11 protein-coding genes are annotated in these 19,630 nt (G+C 68.1%); all 11 read right to left on the bottom strand.

The features are described 5' to 3' along the window. Positions 1-624 precede the first annotated feature (624 nt). Complete coding sequence (locus tag ABZ319_RS35950) at positions 625-3,459, bottom strand: heterodisulfide reductase-related iron-sulfur binding cluster (RefSeq protein WP_354991034.1); 2,835 nt, start codon at positions 3,457-3,459, stop codon at positions 625-627. Between the two features lie 213 nt (positions 3,460-3,672). After that, positions 3,673-6,192 carry a cytochrome P450 gene (locus ABZ319_RS35945; protein WP_354991033.1) on the bottom strand — a complete coding sequence of 840 codons (2,520 nt, stop codon included), beginning with the start codon at positions 6,190-6,192 and terminating at the stop codon, positions 3,673-3,675. Positions 6,193-6,388: 196 nt separating this feature from the next. Beyond that, positions 6,389-7,612: an acetyl-CoA acetyltransferase gene (locus ABZ319_RS35940; RefSeq protein ID WP_354991032.1), complete on the bottom strand. Its 1,224-nt coding sequence runs from the start codon at positions 7,610-7,612 to the stop codon at positions 6,389-6,391. A 29-nt stretch (positions 7,613-7,641) separates the two neighbouring features. Continuing rightward, positions 7,642-9,387, bottom strand: a complete 1,746-nt coding sequence (locus ABZ319_RS35935; protein ID WP_354991031.1) for a class I adenylate-forming enzyme family protein — start codon at positions 9,385-9,387, stop codon at positions 7,642-7,644. Between the two features lie 139 nt (positions 9,388-9,526). Further along, the gene (locus ABZ319_RS35930; RefSeq protein ID WP_354991030.1) at positions 9,527-10,711 is read right to left on the bottom strand and encodes an acetyl-CoA C-acyltransferase; all 1,185 of its coding nucleotides are present in this window, start codon (positions 10,709-10,711) and stop codon (positions 9,527-9,529) included. A 101-nt stretch (positions 10,712-10,812) separates the two neighbouring features. Beyond that, positions 10,813-12,051, bottom strand: a complete 1,239-nt coding sequence (locus tag ABZ319_RS35925) for an LLM class flavin-dependent oxidoreductase (protein WP_354991029.1) — start codon at positions 12,049-12,051, stop codon at positions 10,813-10,815. 14 nt (positions 12,052-12,065) lie between these two features. Beyond that, the gene (locus tag ABZ319_RS35920; protein ID WP_354991028.1) at positions 12,066-13,526 is read right to left on the bottom strand and encodes a carotenoid oxygenase family protein; all 1,461 of its coding nucleotides are present in this window, start codon (positions 13,524-13,526) and stop codon (positions 12,066-12,068) included. 85 nt (positions 13,527-13,611) lie between these two features. After that, entirely contained in the window at positions 13,612-14,496 is an 885-nt protein-coding gene (locus tag ABZ319_RS35915) for a winged helix-turn-helix transcriptional regulator (protein WP_354991027.1), read from the bottom strand. Positions 14,497-14,641: 145 nt separating this feature from the next. Then, positions 14,642-16,585 carry an MFS transporter gene (locus ABZ319_RS35910; protein ID WP_354991026.1) on the bottom strand — a complete coding sequence of 648 codons (1,944 nt, stop codon included), beginning with the start codon at positions 16,583-16,585 and terminating at the stop codon, positions 14,642-14,644. Between the two features lie 222 nt (positions 16,586-16,807). Next, a complete protein-coding gene (locus ABZ319_RS35905) occupies positions 16,808-18,322 on the bottom strand; it encodes a hypothetical protein (RefSeq protein ID WP_354991025.1) in 1,515 nt (504 codons plus the stop codon). Positions 18,323-18,459: 137 nt separating this feature from the next. Next, the coding region (locus ABZ319_RS35900; RefSeq protein ID WP_354991024.1) for a thiamine pyrophosphate-dependent enzyme at positions 18,460-19,630 on the bottom strand (1,171 nt) is incomplete at its 5' end.

Raw genomic sequence — 19,630 nt, 5'->3', positions numbered from 1 at the left:
GCAGCCTGACCTGCCCAACTGCACCCCGCTGGTACTCGCTATCCAGGCCGTTCTCCCCCGGGAGGGCTGGAACCGCAGCCCGACCTCCCCAACCGCACCCCGCTGGTACTCGCTATCCAGGCTGCTCGCCCCCGGAAGGGCTGGAACCGCAGCCCTTCCCACCGATCGCACCCCGCTGGGTCTCGTTATCCAGGCTGCTCTTCTGCGGTAGGGCTGATACCGCCGTCGAGGCTCCCAACCGGGCCACGCTCGTAGTCCGCTGTCCAGGCTGCTTTGCCCCGGGAAGGCTGGAACCGCGCCCGGCGCTCCCAACCCGGTCCCCGCTGGTACTCGTTATCCAGTCGTCCGCCGACTCGACCGATCCTCCGCCGACACCCCCAGAGTCGGCTACGCATCCACACTGCCGGATCCCCCAATCAGCCCGGTAGTTCTGGTACGCATCCGCCGCACCCAACGTCCCGACACTGGTCCTCGAAGTCCAGTCGCCCGTCAACACTGCCGACAGCCCAACGCTCCGATAGCCCTCAGGCCGGCCACGCATCCACCAGAACCAAACTCCGCCAAGCGGCCTGGCCCCGAGACCGCCATCGAACTGTCAGCCCCTCCAACATTTCGACCCACAAGCTAGGCGTCGGCCGGAGCAGCAGGCTTCAATCCAGGCTTCTTCGCGATCCCCTTCATTGCCAGCCCCTTGGCCGGAGCGGGCGCAACCGGCGACGCCGTGGGAACCGTTGCCGCCTGCTCGGTATCGGCAGCGGAAGCCGCAGACTTCGCGCCAGGAGCTTTGGCGGCGCCCTTCATCGCGAGACCCTTACCGGGGGCCTTCGCCGGACCCTTCATGGCCAGACCCTTGACGGGGGCGGCCGGAGCCGCCGCCTCGGGAGCCGTTGCCGCGGACTCGGTTTCGGCGGCGGCGGGGGCCGCGGCCTTCGCGCCGGGTGCCTTGGCCGGGCCCTTCATGGCAAGACCCTTGCCACCGGGGGCCTTGAGTCCGCCCTTCATGCCCAGGCCACCCTTGGCCGGAGTCGGCGCGGCCGGAGCCTCCGCCGAATCGGTTGCCGCGGGCGCGGTCTCGGCGGCGGGAGCCTTCGCACCCGGAGCCTTCAGGCCACCCTTCATGCCCAGGCCCTTGCCGCCGGGGGCCTTCAAGCCGCCCTTCATGCCCAGACCGCCACCGGTGGGTGCGGCCTTGGCCTCGGCCGGAGCCGCCTCGGCCACAACCTCGGGCTCGGGCTCGGGTTCGGCGACCGGTTCGGGCTCTTCGACCTTGGGGACCTGAATCACCTTCAGGTTCTCGGTCATCGCCGCCGCGTCGATCCGGTCGATCGACTGCAGCATCAACTGCGCCACATCCACGACCTCGACACCCTGACCGACCTCGCCACCATCCTTACGAGCGGTCACACCGTCGGTCAGCATGACCCGGCAGAACGGGCAACCGGTCGCGATCATCGACGGCTCGTTACCGCCGTTCAACGCATCCAATGCCTCATCGACACGATCGACGTTGATGCGCTTACCGAGCTGCTCCTCCATCCACATACGAGCACCACCCGCGCCACAGCACATCGACCGCTCACCATGGCGCGGCATCTCCAGCAGCTTGGAGCCCGAAGCCTCCATGAGTTCACGCGGGGCGTCGTAGATCTTGTTGTGCCGGCCCAGGTAGCACGGGTCGTGGTAGGTGACGTTCTGCGCCACCGGGGACACCGGGATCAGTTTCTTGGCCCGCACCAGACGGTTCAGCAACTGGGTGTGGTGCACGACCTCGTAGGTGCCACCCACCTGCGGGTACTCGTTGTTCAACGCGTTGAAGCAATGCGCACACGTGACGACGATCTTCTTCTTCGCCTGCTCCACACCCTCGAACAGCGAGTTCAACACCTCGATGTTCTGCATCGCCAACTGCTGGAACAAGAATTCGTTACCCGCACGACGCGCCGAGTCACCGGTGCAGGTCTCCTCCTGGCCCAGCACCATGAACTTCACACCCGCGGTCGCCAGGAGTTCGGCCACGGCCTTGGTGGTCTTCTTCGCCCGGTCCTCGTACGCACCGGCGCAACCCACCCAGAACAGGTACTCGTACCCGTCGAACGAGTCAGCGTCCTTGCCGTAGACCGGGATCTCGAAATCGACCTCGTTGATCCAGTTCAACCGGTCCTTGGCGTTCTGACCCCACGGATTGCCCTTGTTCTCCAGGTTCTTGAACAACCCGGCGAGCTCGGACGGGAACTCCGACTCGATCAACACCTGATACCGGCGCATATCGATGATGTGATCGACGTGCTCGATATCGACCGGGCACTGCTCCACACACGCACCACACGTCGTGCACGACCACAACACCTCGGGATCGATGATCCCGTTCACATCCTCATGCCCCACCAGCGGACGCTCCGCCTCCGCACGATCCGCGTCGGAAAGCTTGCTCGCATCCCCACCGGCAAGCAGATACGGCGCTTTCGCATAGGTGTGATCGCGGAGCGACATGATCAGCAGCTTGGGCGACAACGGCTTTCCCGTATTCCACGCTGGGCACTGGCTCTGGCACCGACCACACTCGGTGCAGGTGGTGAAGTCCAGCAGGCCCTTCCAGGTGAAATCCTCCACCCTGCCTACGCCGAAGACGTCGACATCGGGATCAGCCGTCTCCATCTCCAGCACCGTGCCGCCCGAGATCATCGGTTTGACGGCTCCGAGTGCGACACTGCCGTCGGCTTCTCGTTTGAAGTAGATGTTCACGAATGCCGACAGTCGATGCCACGCCACACCCCAGGTGAGCTTGCGGCCGATCAGGTACAGGAAAGCCGCTCCGGCAAGCATTTTCACGAAGGCCGCTGTCGATATCAGCAACGGACTCGCGGGCAGCAATCGCGCGATCTGCATGGTGAACAGATCACTCGCGGCATGCCCGCCACCGTAGGTTGCGATCTTGCCACCCTTGACCAGCAGATCACTGACTCCGTGCACGATGACGATCGATTCGATCGCATACGCCGCAAGGAAATTCGAGCCGCTGAAGCGCGAGAGTCGCTCGGGCCGGCGCGGATGATTCCGCTGCCGGATCACGATCAGCGCGATGATTCCGGCGATGGTCGTCACCGCGAGAATCTCCGCGAGCAGGTGGTACCAGCGACTGTCCCCGATCAGCGGCCAATGGAATCGCGGATCGAAAGTCTGCCCGTACGACTCGAAGTAGAAAACCATCCCGAGCAGGAAGCCGACCATCACCAGCCAGTGCGCCCACCCCACCGAACGGAATTTGTTCATCCGCGTATGCGCTACGACTTCGATGGCGAGTGTGCGCAGTCGCGGCACGATGGGCCGCCATCGCGAGTGATCCGGCTGCCCCGCTCGCAGCACTCGGACCATGCGCGTGAGCCCGATCGCAAGCGATGCCCAACTCAGCGCGGTGATGATCGCTCCGATGATCCCCAATGTGATCGTCGCCAAACTCACGATGCCAACCCCCGGTTCCGAGCAGAACCAACCGGCAACAGCTTATGTTACCCGTCAGTAACTTCCGTATCTGTCGCCAAATTATCACCGATTCACGGCGCGCGGAAGCCCCCTCGGGCAGTGGCCGGAAACACGTCGGCAACCGTCAGTTCCACTGCGACAGTGGATACTTGACGGTTGCCGAGAATGCGCGGAGGGAGGTTTCCGGCTAGGTCACCATTCGACGGGCAGCGAGCGCATCCCGTATACCATGTCCTCGAATTTGAAGTCGATCTCCTCGATCGGGGTCACCACGCGCAACTCCGGCAGGCGGCGGAATACCGACTGCAGCACCATTCCGAGTTCGGTTCGGGCGAGCTGCATCCCGATGCAGTGGTGGTGGCCGTATCCGAAGGCGACGTGCGGATTGGGGTTCTCACGCTGCACATCCAGGATTTCGGGATTCTCGAAGGCGGCTGGATCCCAGTTCGCGGCTGCCAGGTCGAAGACGATGCCCTCGCCCGCGCGGATGATGTCGTCGCCGACTTCGATGTCCTCGACCGCGACGCGGCGCAGCCCGGTGTCGACGATGCTCATGAAGCGCATCAGCTCGTCGACGGCACTGTTCAGCACCTTCGGATCGTCGGTGTCGCGGATGATCGCGAGCTGGTCGGGTCGCTCGAGCAGTGCCACTACCGACAGACTGATCATGTTGGCGGTGGTTTCGTGCCCGGCGGCCAGCATGCCGACGGCCTGGAGTGCGGCTTCCCACGATTCGAGCTTGCCGTCCCGGATGAGTTCGGCCATGTCGCTCAACATGTCCTCGCCCGGATTCGCGGCCTTGGTTTCCAGCAGTTCGTTCAGGAATGCCAGCATGTCGATGGTGATCTGCTGCTGCTCGGCCGCTGAAGTTCTGCTGTCGAAGCCCACTTCGGTGGCGCGCTCGAAGAAGGCGTGGTTTTCATAGGGAACTCCGAGCAGTTCGCAGATGACTCGCGACGGTACCGGCAGTGCAAGCGCGGCAACGAGATCCGCGCTCGAACCGCTCTCGATCATCGCGTCGAGGCACTCGTCGATGTGCTTCTGGATCGCCGAGTGCAGGCTCTCCAGCCGCTTGGGCGTGAACGGCTTGGCGAGCATGCGCCGGAAGCGGGCGTGCTCGGGACCATCGGTGTTGAACATGGTCTTGGGCGACATGCCCGCTACCGTCTTCATGCCCTCGCTGATATGCGGATAGCTGGGCAGATGGTTGTCGGATTTGACCTGCGGGTGCACCAGCAGTCGGCGCGTATCCTCGTGTCCGGTGACGAGTCGCGGGTGCTTGCCGCGCTCCCAGGTCCGGACTGTCGAAACACTCCCCGCCGCAGCGAGTTCGGCAATGGACGACGCGGGCTGGAACGGACACTTCGCGTCGCGCCGCCCCGGATAGAAGGTCAGGTCCGAATCGTCCTCGGCCGCTTCGATCTCACTCACCCGAGCTACCTGCTCGCGCATGGCCTCGGTCACCAGCAGCATGCGGTCGTGGCTGTGCCCGGCGGTGTCGTATTCGACCTGGATCGTGAGCCGGTCGCCGATGGTGAACATGGTCATCTTCGGCGGCATGCCCAGTGCCATCGCGAAGACTTCGTCACGAACGACGTCGAGGCCCGCGGGCGTGGAGCGGGCGGGCACGCGCCCGATGTTCGACATGCCGAGCGTCGGCAGTGCCGCGAATACCTCGGCGACCTCGGGGTCCAGTACGCGATTGGACGCGCGCATGAACAGTGCCGGGAAGCGGGCTTCGACCGCGCCGTGGATTCCGACGTCGACCATCTTCGCCAGTTCCAGCGGATGCGTGTCGATTCCGGCGAAAACCGGTGTCGCGACGCCGCCGACGCAGTTGAGAACCGCGGTTTCGGCGACGGGCGGCTCCAGGCTCGAGCGCATGTCGACCGCGTGCCCGCAGATCATCGGAACTGCGGCGTCCTCGGGAATGTACGCGCGCACGGCTGCCAGAGCGGCGCCGGTGAGCAGGCTGTTGACCGAAATTCCTTGCGCGCGTGCCGCTGCGACGAGGCTCGCGGTCTGTTCGAGGTCGAATTCGATGCGGTGCAGCGCCAGCCGGCCGATCGGGTCACCGGTGCCGTCGCCGTCGCCCGGCAGTTGCCGGGGTGCTGATCCCGCGTCGGTCATCTGCGCGATCGTGCGCAATTGGGCGAGGAATCCATCGACTTCCTCGTCACTGATGACACCGGTGAGCTGCGCGTCGACGGCGTCGAGCAGGTCGACATCCGGCTCCGGTTGCGGCAGTGGCGAACCCGTGACGTGCCCGGTGTAGCGCTGCCACATCTCGTCGAGCAGCGCGAACATCGATCGGCCGTCGCAGACGCCGTGGTGCGTGATGAGCACGACTTGACTGCGGTCACCGTCCTGCAGCACGCGCGCCTTGAAGAGTCCCGCGTCCCAGTCCTGCGGAGAATTGATCAACGCTCGGTAGGCGTCGTCTCCGCCCGCGACGACTTCGAGGCCGGGCTCGTAGTTGTCCTGCAATTCGAAACGGGGACTGCCGTCGAGCTCGCCGACGACGACCGCGCGCAGCAGCGCATGACCCGATGCCAGTTCGGTGAGTACACGGCCCAGGACGGCGAGGTCGAGATCGCCGCGCACGGTGCTGCTGGCGAATAGCGGCACATCGGCTTTCGGCACTGCGCCCCACTTGGCGTTACGGTCGAAATGCCTGATCTCGAAGGGAGACAGGGGGCGTTGGCGAATCATGCGGCAACCATGCTTCCGTACGGTAGAGAATTAGCTCAGCCGACGGTACACAACACATGACACAAGCGTTGGGCGAGTTGATCTTTCCCCTAGTAGGAGGCTTTTGCGCTCGCCCGAGAGCTCGAATCCCAAGCAGCGGAGACTGTTTGAATTCGCGGCAGCTCGCGGCGTCCCGGACGAGCAGCAAACCGCTCGGCTACCCCGCTGCGGTAGCGACGATGAAACTCGCCGTCGTGGTGGTACTCCCACCGATGTTGAGGGTCGCGATGGCGCCGGGTCCGGGAAGCTGGCAGGCTCCGGCCTGGCCGATGAGCTGCTTGTGCGCATCGAGCAGCATGCGAATGCCGGTGGCTCCCACGGGATGACCGATGCCGATGAGACCGCCGCCGGGGTTGACCGGCGTCGCACCGGTGCGGGAGATGGCGGCGGAGTCGATCGCCTTCCAGCTTTCGCCCGGAGCGGTGAGACCGAGATGATCGATCGCGACGTATTCGGACATGGTGAAGCAGTCGTGGACTTCGAAGGCGTCGACGGCCGTGATGTCGGGAAGACCGGCCCGCGCGAGGGCGTCCAGGACGGCCCGGCGAACATGCGGGAACACGTAGGGCTCGGTGGCGGAGGCCGCCAGCTTCTGATCCAGCGGCAGGCCCACGGTGCGGTGCCCCCAGCCGGTGATGACCGAGTGCGCGATTGCTCGACTATCGCTGTGCTCGTTCAGGAATCGATCCGAGACCAGGATCAGCGCGGCCGCGCCGTCGGTCATCTGGCTGCAGTCCTGGCGGCGCAGCATCCCCGCTACCGGCGGATTGGCGGTGTCGTCGGCGGTGAAACTCTCCGGGGTGTACGACCACTCGCGAGTCTGGGCGGCGGGGTTCGATCGGGCGTTGGCGATGTTCAGCTCGCTGATCGCGTGCAGGTAGGCGGGATCCAGGCCGTAGCGACGGTCGTATTCGTCGGCGATGGCGGCGAACATGCTGGGCCACACCAGATCCGTGTCCTGCGCTTCGTGCCCGGCCCAGGCCGCCGCACCCATGTATCGGGCGGCCTGACCGCCGGGGACGGTCTTCTCCAGCTCCGCGCCCAAGACCAGCGCGCAGTCGTAGCGACCCGATTCCAGATCGGACATGGCGGCCAGTACGGCCATGCTCCCGGAAGCGCAGGCCGCTTCGTGCCGGGTGGCGGGCGTGCCCCAGAATTCGGGCCACACGGTGGCCGGCATGCCGCCCAGCTGGCCCTGGCCGGTGAACAGCTGACCGAAAGCGTTGCCCACGTGAATGACTCCGATATCGGCGGGGCCGATGCGAGCGTCGTCCAGCGTGTGTTCGATGACGGTGCTGACCAGCGCGTCGAAACCCAGACCGGCACGCTGCCAGTTGACGGCGAAGTCGGTCTGGGCGCCGCCGAGAATGTGCACGGACACGATTGCTCCTCGAAAAAAGTTGTGCGGGTTCAGAGTTGCGCGCGCAGATCGCGGCGCAGCAGTTTGCCGACCGGATTGCGCGGCAGGGTCTCGACCACTTCGAGTCGCTCGGGCAATTTGAACGAGGCGACTTCGAGCGCGCGCAGGTGTTCGACCAAGCTCTCCAGGGTCGGGGTGGTGTCCGGTCTGGGAACCACGAAAGCGCAGCACTTCTCGCCGAGCACCGCGTCCGGGTAGCCGACGACGGCGATGTCGGCGACGGCCGGGTGATCGGCCAGCAGGCCCTCGATTTCGGCCGGCGCGATGTTCATGCCGCCGCGAATGATGATCTCCTTCGCCCGATCCACGAAACGCAGGTAGCGCCCGTCCTCGCCGCAGAGTTCGAAGACGTCCCCGCTGCGGAGGTAGCCCTCGTCGTCGAACGGCTCCGAGTCCGCGGTACCCGGTAGATACCCGGCGAAAACGGCCGGTCCGCGCATGCGCAGTTCGCCGCGCCCGCCGATCTCGGTGACTCGTTCACCGGTGGTGACGTCGACGAGCTTGACGGCGGTGCTGGCGGCCAGCCGGGTGGACCAGCGCACGCCGGGCGCGGCGTAGTGCGGCAGATGCTGGGCGCGCACCGTCGGATCGGGGATGTCGGCCGGTGCGCCCAGCAGGCTGACACCCTCGTTGGAGCCGAAGAAGTTGAGCACGTCGATGTTCAACTGCTCCTGCCAGCCGCGCACGACCGGAGGCGGCAGGGGCGCGCCCCCGGATCCGACGGTCCGCAGCGAGGACAGGTCGGCCCGGGCGCGCAGGGCCTCGTTCTGCAGCAGCATGGTCAGCAGAGCGGGCGGCATGCTCGTGTGGGTCACGCGGTGCGCGGCGATCTGCCCGAAGAACACCGGCAGGTCCAGTGGATGATGCTGCACCAGGTGCCCGCCCGCGAGCAGCCAGGGCAGGAAGGCCGCGGCGAATCCCGCCATGTTCACCATGGGAAAGGGGTTGAGCACCACCGAGTCCGGGGTGATGCCGAGTCCGTCCTGTACCCCGCGCGCCACCGCCAGCCAATCGCCGTGGCAGCGCGGGATGCCCTTGGGTGCGGCCTCGGTGCCGCTGGTCCAGCATATGGTGATGCGGTCGTTGACCGTGGGCTTCAGACCGGATTCGTAGTCGCGCACGCGATCACGCGCGTCCGGGGCGACCCGATCGCCGAGTGCGATCGCGGTGTCCGGCACTCCCGGCCCGAAAGCGAAGACCGTGCGATCCGGGCCCGCGATCGCCAGTGCTTCGTGTGCCGGTTCACGGTCGGTGAGTGTCCCGACGGTGATGAGCGCGTCGGCGTCGGTGGCGGTGAGGATTCCGGAGATCTCGTGGCGGCGGTAGGAGGCCGGCATGGGTGTCGCGACCGCGCCCAGCCGCCACAGCGCCAGGTAGGTGGCGGTCAGCGCGATCGTGTTCGGCAGCAGGACCGCCACCGTGTCGCCCTGGCGGATGCCGTGCGCGAAAAGCACCGCGGCGAGGTCGATCACGTGATCGTCGAGTTCGGACCAGGTGAGGGTGCGCGGGGCAGCGCCGGTCAGGGCGGTCAAGTTCGCGGGGTCGGTGATCGCGGGCGCGGAGGGCGCGGCGGTGACGCGGCGGCGGAAGACGTTGGTGATGGTCTCGGGCTCCCACCAGCCGCGATCCAGGTACTCGCGCACGGTGTCCTCGGGGTGACAGGTGTGCACCGGGTGGCGGGTGCGGCCCGCGCGACGGGTGACGGAAGGTGGTGTGGAATCGGTTGATTCAGCCATGAGATCCCCTGATGGGTCGAGCGGTTGGAGTCGGAGGTGGGCGGGTCGGGTGCTGTCGTGCCGCGGATGCCGGTGGGCGGGCTCGGGTGCGGTGCCGCGTGCTCGGGCCGATCGATGAGCGCCGGTCGAGCGGCGCGGTTCACCCCGTGCGCTGCACCACGATCGCCGAGCCCAGGCCGAGCGCGGCCGGAATGGTCACCAGCGCGAATTCACCGTCGCACCGGCGCAGGGCGTCCAGCGCCTGGGCGATCAGGATGCCGCCGGTCGCGCCGAGCGGATGGCCCACGGCGAGCGCGCCGCCGTTGACGTTGACCCGGTCGGGGTCCAGGTCCAGTTCGCGGGTGAGCAACAGCGGTGTGACGGCGAAGGATTCGTTCACCTCGATCACGTCGAGGTCGGCGGCGGTGATTCCGGCACGGTCCAGCGCCTGCCGGGCGGCGGTCACGGTCGCGCTCAGCAGCGGTGAGCGTTCGGCGGTCTGGGCGGTCCCGGCTATTCGCGCCACGGGCGCGCGGCCGAGGGTGGCGGCGGCGGATGAGCCGCCGAGCAGGATCGCGGACGCGCTGTCGGCCAACTGCGGTGCGGTGGCCAGGGTGTGCAGGCCCGCGACGGGATGGGGTGCGCCGGGCAGTCGGCGGGCGACGCGCGCCCAGGACTCGTCCGAACCGAACAGCGTGGGCAGGGCGGCGAAGGCGTCGAGCGTTGCGTCCGCCCGCGCACCCTCGTCGGCGGCGAGTACGGGTACGCCGTCCACGCGTACGGGGATCACCGAGTCGGAAACTGGTGCGGCAGCGGCTTTCCGATGCGATCGCACGGCGAACTCGTCCAGTTCCGCGCGGGAGATGCCGTGCAGCGCGGCGGTCAGATCGGCAGAGACTCCGATGGTGACGAATCCGGTCCGCTCCCCCAGTTCCTCGTCCGCCGCGATCGCGGGCCGGTCCGAGAGCATCGGCGTCCGCGACATGGATTCCACGCCGCCCGCGATCACGATCTCGGCGTACCCCGCCGCGATCCGCGCCGCCGCGCTCTGCACGGCGTCGAGTCCCGAGCAGCACAGCCGCGACACCACCCCGCCCGGAACATGATCCGGCCATCCGGCCCACAGCGCCGCCGCCCGCGCGACGTTCCCGCCCTGCTCCCCCGTCGCCGTGTTGACCCCGGCGATGATGTCCTGCACCGCGTTCGCGGGACAGGAGCGCTCTTCCAGCGCCGAGAGCAGCTGCCCGAGCAGCGCGTGCGACGGCACCCCGGCCAGCGTGCCGCCGGTCTTGCGCACCCGACCGCGCGGTGTTCGCACCGCGTCGAAGATGTAGGCCTCACCCATGGACGTACCCGCCGATCGATGCCGAAGTCAGTGGTGCGCGGGTTATTTCGTCGCCGGTCGACGAGCTCGGTAGTGACCGCAACTCCCGTCGGCAATCCGCATCAGTCACGGTCGAACCCCCTGACCGTCCGCAGCGTGTGACGACCCGCCGGATCCTCGGCCGAGGTCACCGGGACGACCACCACTTCGTCCGCCCCGGCCGCCCGATACTCGGCCAGCCGAGCCCGCACGGCGCCCGCGTCCCCGAGCATCCCGATCGCCGCCGGCAGCTCGTCCGGCACCGCCGCCAGCACCTCGCGCGGATGCGCTCCGCCCTGGGCCAGACGCACGACGTCCCCGAAGCCTGCCTCGGTGAACATGGCCGCATATCCCGGCGCCCGCAGATACCCGACCACCCCGCGCCGCAGCGTGGCGAGCATCTCCGGGGTCGGATCCACCCCGGCGGTCACCCACACCGCGATCGCGGGCGCGGGCCGACCGGCGGCGGCCGCGAACTCCCGCACCGCCGAGACACATCGAGCGACCTGTGCCGGCGTCACCAGGTTCAACACCACCCGGTCCGCGACCCGCGCTCCCACCGACAACGCCCGCGCCCCGAAGGCCGCCACCGCGATCTCACCCCGCAGCGTTCGACCGCGATCGGCATCGCTCGGATCCGGAGGGGCCGCGGAACTCGTGCCGGTCGGTCCGGCGGACGACCGCGTCGAGATGGACACCGCCGGAAGCCGATCCGATCCACCCGCCCGGGCCGGGTCATCGACGCTTCCCGGCCGGGCGGGGCCGCGCACACTCGCCACGGGTTCCATGAGCGCACCGGCGGCGTGCTCATCCGGAGCGCCGCCCACCGCGGAGTCGTCCTCGGCAGGCGTGGCCACCGGCCGCGGTGCGGGGAGGCGGAGGTGGAAGCCGCGTATCCGTTCGCGGTGGCCCTTGTAGTCGACCTTCGCGCCGGCCAGGAGGTCTCGGACGATCAGCGCCGTGTCTTCGAGATGAGCTGCCGTACTGGTTCTTTCGCGGCCGTGCCAGTCGGTGACCACCACGGGGCTGGAGGTGCCGAGGGCGACGGCGACGGGGCGGCCGGTCAGGGCCGCCACCGAGGCCGCGCCCATGGCGATCGTCGCGGGGGTGCGGATCGCCACGGCCAGGGGGCCGACGCAGAGGGGGAGATCGCCGGGAGTGCGGCCGACTGCGGTGGCCAGGGCGAAGGCGTCGAAGGTCGCCATCTCGCCGATCCAGAGGCGGTCGTAGCCGAGGTCCGCGGCGGCCGCGGCGACGGCGAGGGCATCGAGGGGGTCGCGGTCCTGCCACAGGGGCAGGCTCACGCTCAGACGGGGGGTCACGGGGGCGGCCTCGTTCACGAAAGCGGTTGGGCGGCAGCGCGCATGCGATCACCGGCGACCCAGGTGGCGTGGAATCCCAGTGGCACGCGAGTGGGCAGGCCCAGGCGGCAGACGGGGCCGGAGGTGAGGTCGGCGGCGTCGTAGATCCAGACCTCGGACAGGCCCGTGTGGTTGTTGTGCGCGAACATGGTCAGCCAGGCGTCATCCTCGGCCGTGCCGCCGGGACGCGGGACCACGGTCAGTTCGCTGCCCAGGAAGCCGTCGCCGAAGGGCGCGGTTTCCTTCGCGCCGGTGACGATGTCGTACTTGATGATCGCGTCGAAGATCATGGTGCGATCCACCGACAGCCGCATCTGATACGAGTACCGACCGGCCCGACCGGTGCGCCCCTGATCGATGGCCGGGAACTCGGTGTTCACGTCGTCCAGCGCGGTCTCGGTGGTGGCTCCGGTGCGCAGATTGAATCGGTACCGGTACAGCTTCGCCTCGGGCCGCAGGTAGGCCAGCAGCTGCGCCAGCGGGTGCGCGCGATCGGAGACCGGGCTCGGCTCGGTGACCCGGCAGACCACCAGCACGATCTCCTCGCCCTCTTCCCACGAGTTCACCGTGTGATAGATGTAGCCGGGCGCGGCCTCGAACCACTTCGCTTGCGCCCCATCGCCGTATCGCGGGAGCACCGCGAAGCGGCTGGGCAGGTTCCGGTCGAAGAAGATCTTGAAGCGCCCGGCCGCGGCGGCCCGCGGGTCGTTGTAGAGCGGCAGATCCATGAGGATCGAGTAGTTCTCGGTGATGGCCATGTCGTGCGGCAGCCGCGACCCGGGCAGCTCGAGCCCGGTGAAATGGGTGACCGTGCCGCCCGCGTCGGCCACGCCGTAGCGCAGGTACGGCGCGTTGATGCCGTAGTCGAAGAACAGCAATTCGCCGGTGCGCTCATCGACCTTCGCGTGCGCCGACACCTCGCCGCGCAGGGTGCCGTTGAAGGTGTCCACGCCCCGGGTCTCCAGGCTCACCGGGTCCAGCGCGTACGGCTGCCCGGCGCGGTACCACAGCGCCAGCAGATTGCCGTGGTGGTACAGCACATCGGTGTTGGCGGAATTGCGTTCGCGGCGATCACCGGCGGGATTGCCGTCCCACGGCTCGATCACCCCGCGCCACAACGCCGTTCCGGCCGCGCGTTCGGCCTCGAATTCGGCCGTGCGGATGTAGCGATTGCGATAGGTCGCCCGGCCGTTCTCGAAATGCACCGCGTGCAGCATGCCGTCACCGTCGAACCAGTGGTAGCGGCCCATCGGCGCGAATTGCGGATTGGGCCCGTTGCGCACGTAGACCCCGTCCAGATCCACGGGCAGTTCGCCGGCCAGCACCGGGAGCCCGACGGCGGTGATCTCGTCCGCCTGCGGCGCGTACGGCCCTTCCAGATAGGGATTGGTCAGGGCCTCCGCGGCGGGAGCGATGAGTTCTTCATTGAGCGGCATGGGTTGCGCCTCCGGTGGCCGGTTCCCGAGGATCCGGCGAAGTTCACTACAGTTAATGAAGTGATACGCGTCTCATGCCGGACTGTCAAGGTCGCGCGGCGCCGCGCGACGCCTGCTCGAACCGCACCTCGGTGCGGCCCAGCACCGCGTCGCACCCCCGGCAGCGCAGCGCGGGCAGCAGCGGAGCGCCGCATTCGCGGTGGTGGATGCGCAATCCGGGTTCGGGCGCGCCCGGATGCGCTCGATCGGACCAGGCCAGCAGGAACGCGAAGACGCCGAACAGCGCCCGCCCCCGGGGCGTCAACCGGTATTCCCGTCCGGCGGCCTCGGGCCGGTGCAGTATCCCGGCCTCGACCAGGCGGGTGAGCCGTTCGGTGAGCGTGGTCGGGGACATGTCCAGCGCCGCGCGGAACTCCGAGAATCGCCGGACCCCGGCCAGCGCGAGCCCGGTCACCGCGGCACTCCAGCGATCCCCGATGGCCTCCATGATCTCCGCGAAGCCCGCGTCGCCGCCGGCCGGCGCCACCGCACGCGCGGACCGCCGCCGCCCGGACGTGATGTGCCACAGCGCATCCCGGTCCAACGCCACGTCGGTGTCATGCGCGGTCACGGTGCGCCCGCAGGTCCGGCACATCGGCACCGGCGGTCCCCGATGCCCGCAGTCCGCGTGCACGAACTCCGGCAGCACGGCCCATTCCGCGGTCCACTCGCGCTGCCAGGACCAGACGCAGACCAGGATCTCCCAGACGGCCAGGCCCAGGCCGGTGAGCCGGTACTCCGCACCCTCGCGCGCGAGCACCCCGGCGTCGACCAGCGCGTTCAGCCTCGCGGTCAGCACCGCGGGCGGGGCGCCGGTGCGCTCGCTCCACTGCGAGAACCGCCGGGCGTGCTCGACGAAGGCCAGCCGCAGGATGGTCAGCGTCAGGCGGTCGCCGAGCAGATCGAAGGTCGCGGCCACGGAGTTCGTCACGCCGCTCACCGTAGGGCGCGGTGCGGCGGTATCGGTTCCCGGACTCACGTCCCGCGTAGGTTGCACTTCAATAACTGTACTTTAATGACCGAAGCCGAGGTCGGCCACCGGAACGGTGACCGACCCCGGCCGGGCCGGCGACGAGCTACTTGGTCAGTGCCGCGAGTTCGCGATCGACGGCCTCGTTGTGTTCGGCCGCCTCCTGCTCCGCCTTCGACGGACTCCAGTGCCCGGACATGAAGAAGATGAACGGAATGAACCCGACCTGCGCGAGCAGGCAGATCCACCACCAGGTCTTCCACTGATCCGCCGAATCCTGCTGCGCCTGCTGCACTTCGGAGGCGTGCTCGGCCAGGAAATCACGATCCTCGGCCGGAATCGCGGACACCGCCGCCAATTGCTTGCTGGCCGCGGTCAATTGCGGACCGACCGCGGACACCACCGCCAGATCCGCCACCGGAATCTGCTGCGCCGCGGCCAATCTCGCCGCCGCCTGATCCGCGGGCAGGTTCAGCTTCTGACTGATCTGCCCGACCGCCGTCGCCGCCAGGCCCTGATCGGCGGGATTCATGATGAGCTTGGTGAGCACCGCGGGGTCCACGGCCTGCAGCGCCGCCAACTCCTGTGCATACTTGGCGTTGACGCTGAGCGCGGTCTTGATATCGGCCTCCGGCGCGCCGGTCAGCCTGGTCAGGGCCGCGGCCTGGGCGGCAACGTCGTTCGGATTCTTACCCAGCGCCTCCATGTTCTCCGCGCCCGCCTTCTGAATCGTGGCGATCTCGGTGTGATATTTGGCGGCGATGACCTGGAGTTCGGGACCGTAGTTCACCAGCGTGCCCGCCGCGGTCACCACGATGAGCAGGCCGAAGAGCACGAAGGTGACCACCGTGCGCAGAATGCCGCCCCAGACTGCGAGCCCGACGGCGGTGGCCGCGGGATTACGGTTCTCCACGGTCTCGGTGAAACTCGCCATCCAGGTCGAGTAGGCGATGCCGCTGCCCACCGCGATCAGACTGAGCACGATGGCGAAGGTGTAGTAATCGGTGCCGGGCCGGTCGGTGTATCCGAGGAATACGTACACGCCGATAATGCTCATGACCGCGCCGAAGAGCATGAATGGCTTGCGCACTTTGAGGTAGTCGGACACGATGCCGGTGATGACCAGACCTATCGCATTCGAGATCCAGTACCAGTTACCGAGCGCGTTGGCCTCTTTCGTGGTGAAACCGAAGTTCGTCGCCAAATACACCGGCAGGAACGACACGATGGTGTAGAAGAACGCGAGGAAAATGGCGATGCCGAAGGCCGATCCGACAATGTCGAAACGCATCATCTGTTTCCACTGATCGCGTTCGAGCGCGCTGACATTCAGCCCGCGAGCTCGCGCTTCGATCAGCGCCTTGTCCCGCATGGACACCATGATCTGATCGCGCAGCGCCGGGCTGAGTTCGCGCAGGCCGATCAGGCCCAGGATCGAGATGGTCAGGCAGATGACACCGCAGAGCCGGTAGTGGAACTGCCAGTCCGGGTGCTCGTCCAGGGTGAGGGTGGACAGCTCCGTGGTCACCAGCGCGCCGAGCACCGGGCCCAGGGTCCAGAAGCCCATGGCCGAGGCGCGCCCGAGCTGCGGGGAGAAGTCGCGCACCAGCGCGGGCGTGGCGACCAGCACCGCGCCCTCGACCACGCTGATCAGGCAGTACACCGCCAGATACGCTTCCTTCGTGGTGCACAGCGGCACCGCGAAAAGCGTGAGGGCAGAACAGATCACGGTGCCGTAGGCGACCATGTTGGCCCGGCCCCAGCGGTCGAGCACGCCGGCCGCGACCGAGGCGGCCGCACCGACGGCGGCGCCCGCGATGAAGATGCCGACGAAGTAGCGGAACGTCAGGTTGTAGTAGGCGATGAGCTCGTTGCCGATCGCACCCACCACGAACAACTGGTAGTACAGGGCGATGGAGACCATCACCACGAGGAACAGATACCAGGAGCGCGCGGGCGTCTCTGGGTAGTGCGGGAGTTTGCGCTGCCAGAGACCGGTGAGCAGCGTCGGCGGCTGCAACTCCGGGGCGGCGGTCGAGGTGGAACTCATGTCGAGATGCCTTTCTGTCCACGGCATTTCGCGTGACCGTAAGCCACTTTTTCTGCAGCACGAGCAGCCGGGTTAGAACAGGTTACCGTTCCGGGGTGATCCGCATCACAGATCGCGTAAACAAAAACCGGTCAGTCGAGCGAAAAGTTCGCGCGTCCGGGCGCGGATGCGAAAACCGCCATGCCCGAAATCGGACATGGCGGCTATTGCCGGGCTCGGACCCTATTTCTCCGCGTCGCGGAAGTACAGAATGTTCGAACCGTGTGCGGTCAGCGGCCCGGCCTCGGCGGCCTGGCGGATACCGCTCGCGGGCAGCTGGGTCAGCTTGGCGAACATCGAGGTATTGCCGAACGCCGAACGCACCTGCGTCTCGGAGGCGTAGTCCGCGCCGTACTCGGCCAGCAACTTGAAGTCCAGGGGCGCGAGCGGCTTCTCCAGCGGAATCTGCCCGACCGGCAGTCCGAGCGCCGCGTACTGCACCGCCGAACCGCCTTCGTACCAGCAGAGCTCGTAGGACATGTGCTCGGTGGTGGTCACGCTGACCACCGGCCACTCCTTCGAAAGGCGCAGGGCCAGTGGGTGTCTGCCCACCGGGGCGACCTCCCAGTTCAGGCTCTTCACCGACACCCAGTGCTCGGAGACCTTCTCGATGAGCACCACGTCCTCACCGAGCCGCTCGACCGCGTTGGTCTCGGGCTGCCGGGTGGCCCAGTGCTTCTCGTCGACCCCTAGGTAGGCGGTGCTGGGCACGGCCTGCGCGCCCTCGGCCGCGTAGGCCGCCAGCACCGCCGCGCGCACCAGGGTGACGCCGTTGCGCGAGGAACAGCGCACGGTGAGCGCGCCGAAGCTGGTGCTGATCTCCACCGGCTTGGAGGGCTGTTCCGGCATGGCGCCCGCCGCCAGCGGCTTGAGGCCGACCAGCGCGAGCTGCCAGTTGATCTCCTCGATGGTCGCGAGGTCACCGTCGCTCTGATACAGGATCTGCTGCTGGGTCAGGTACCCGGCGCGTTCGAGGGTCTGGCACTCCAGCTTGCGCAGCGCGGTCACGGTCTTGCCGGTGAGACCGATCTCCTCGATCTTGATCTCGCGCAGCCGCTGGGTCATGGCCGGGGAGGTGACCGACGCGTAGCGCTCGCGGTACATGGCCACGGCCTGTTTGCGCTGCCGGCCGACCATGAGGGTGCGCAGCAGGGTGTTCAGGCTGGCGAGATACCGGCCCGCCTGATCGGTGTCGGCGGCGAAGAGCGCGGCGCGGATGCGCACGGCGTCCTCACCGGCGGCGACGGCGGCGTGCGGGTCGAGCCGGCACAGCCAGACCCCGCATTTGGCCAGCGCGTCCGCGCACACGGCCGCCGCGTTCGGATACTGGTGCGCCACCTGACGATAGGCGTTGCACGCGTTGCGAATGGTCGGGGTGGCCAGTTCACGATGCCCGATGGTGCGCGCGGCCTCCTCGAACAGGCGCAGCGCCTCCTGCACCTCGTTCGCGAAAATGGCGTTCACGTGGCCGGCGGTGAGCCAGCGCAGCCGCAGCAGCACGGCTTCCTGCGCGGGCTCGAGCGCGGTCGCCGAGCGATCACGCTGATCCGGGTCGCGTTTGGTGGCGATGAGGGCGCGGGCGAGTTCGCACAGCGACGTGGCGAGCGCCAATTCCGCTGCCGCCGAACGGTCCCGGGCCGCCCCTCTGTCGGCAGCCACCCGTTGCTCGATGGCGCTGAGATCCATTGCGACCTTCAAACTCCCACAACCACCTTGCTCGTCCGATCACCTGCTCGACCGGCCCACGTTTGCGCCGAGTCTGCCACACATTCACGCACGGGGTCACCTCTCCGGAGGTATGCCCGAAATGCGGAACCCAGGCTACGGCGCGGCGATCACGGCGCGGGCCGGGCGTAGCGCAACTGACCCGGTTTGGCCGCGGCGTACGCCGCGTGGCCCGAAAGCTCGCGGGGCACACCCACTTCCCACCACGCCCCGGCTTCGGTCCAGGTCGAGGGTTGCGTGCGAACCACCACCACGGCCGGGCGGCGCTCGGTGACCGCGGCGGCGCGAGCCTGCGCGTAGGCGGTCCGGAACCCGCCGGATTCCTCCGCGGTGAACACCGCGCACCCCAGGGCGCGCGCGTGCGCGGCGAAATCGACACGCGGCGGATGGGAGTGCTCGGTGCGGCAGTCGGCGTAGAAGTTGTTGAACGCCGGCGCACCCTGACCCTCCTGCAACCGGGCGATGACCGCGTAGCCGTCGTTGTCGCACACCACCGCCACGAAGGGATGCCCGGCGAAGGCGGCGGAGAAGAGTTCGGAATTGAGCATCAGGTACGAGCCGTCGCCGAGCAGGGTGGTCACCAGGCCGCGGGTGGGACCCCCGGATTCGTCGCCGACCACCATGGCCGCGCCCCACGCGCCGGCGAGTTCGTAACCCATGCAGGAGAACCCGTACTCGACGTCCATGGCGGGTTCGCCGCCGGTGGCGCGCCAACCGCCGACGAGTTCGCCGGGCAGGCCGCCCGAGGCGGTCATGACGTAGTCGCGGGGGCCGCTGAGGTCGTTCACCATGCCGACGATCTGGGCGTAGCTCGGCGCGCCGGGGGTGCGGGCGCGGAGTTTGTCGATGTGGGCGTCCCACTCTCCGCGCGCGACGCCCGCGCGGGCGGTCCAGTCCGGCGCGGCCCGCCAGCCGCCCAGCTCCGGTCCGAGTTCGGCCAGGGTGGCGCCGGCGTCACCCACCACCGCGAGCGCGCCGTGTTTGACCGCGTCGAATCGGGCGGTGTTGATGTGCACCAGTCGCACGCCCGGATCGAACAGCGTCCAGGACGCGGTGGTGAAGTCCTGCAGCCGGGTGCCCACGGCCAGCACCACGTCGGCCGCGGCGGCCAGGGCATTGGCCGACGCCGAGCCGGTGATGCCGAGCGGACCGGCGTAGAGCGGGTGGTCGTGCGGTGCCAGGGTGCGGCCGGCGGTGGTCTCGGTGACCGGAATCCCGTGCTGCCGTGCGAATTCCAGCGCCTGCGCACCGGCCCCGGAGTAGCGGACGCCGCCGCCCAGG

The organism is Nocardia sp. NPDC005978, from assembly GCF_040614455.1.
Lineage (GTDB): Bacteria > Actinomycetota > Actinomycetes > Mycobacteriales > Mycobacteriaceae > Nocardia.
The sequence above is the reverse complement of the archived record's forward strand: the minus strand, read 5'-3'. Positions and strand labels throughout refer to the sequence as shown.

Bases quoted from the DNA above. Each gene is read 5' to 3' on its own strand.
- ABZ319_RS35945 (WP_354991033.1), bottom strand. From the start codon at position 6,192: ATGATTCGCCAACGCCCCCTGTCTCCCTTCGAGATCAGGCATTTCGAC.
- ABZ319_RS35930 (WP_354991030.1), bottom strand. From the start codon at position 10,711: ATGGGTGAGGCCTACATCTTCGACGCGGTGCGAACACCGCGCGGTCGG.
- ABZ319_RS35910 (WP_354991026.1), bottom strand. From the start codon at position 16,585: ATGAGTTCCACCTCGACCGCCGCCCCGGAGTTGCAGCCGCCGACGCTG.
- ABZ319_RS35920 (WP_354991028.1), bottom strand. From the start codon at position 13,526: ATGCCGCTCAATGAAGAACTCATCGCTCCCGCCGCGGAGGCCCTGACC.
- ABZ319_RS35935 (WP_354991031.1), bottom strand. From the start codon at position 9,387: ATGGCTGAATCAACCGATTCCACACCACCTTCCGTCACCCGTCGCGCG.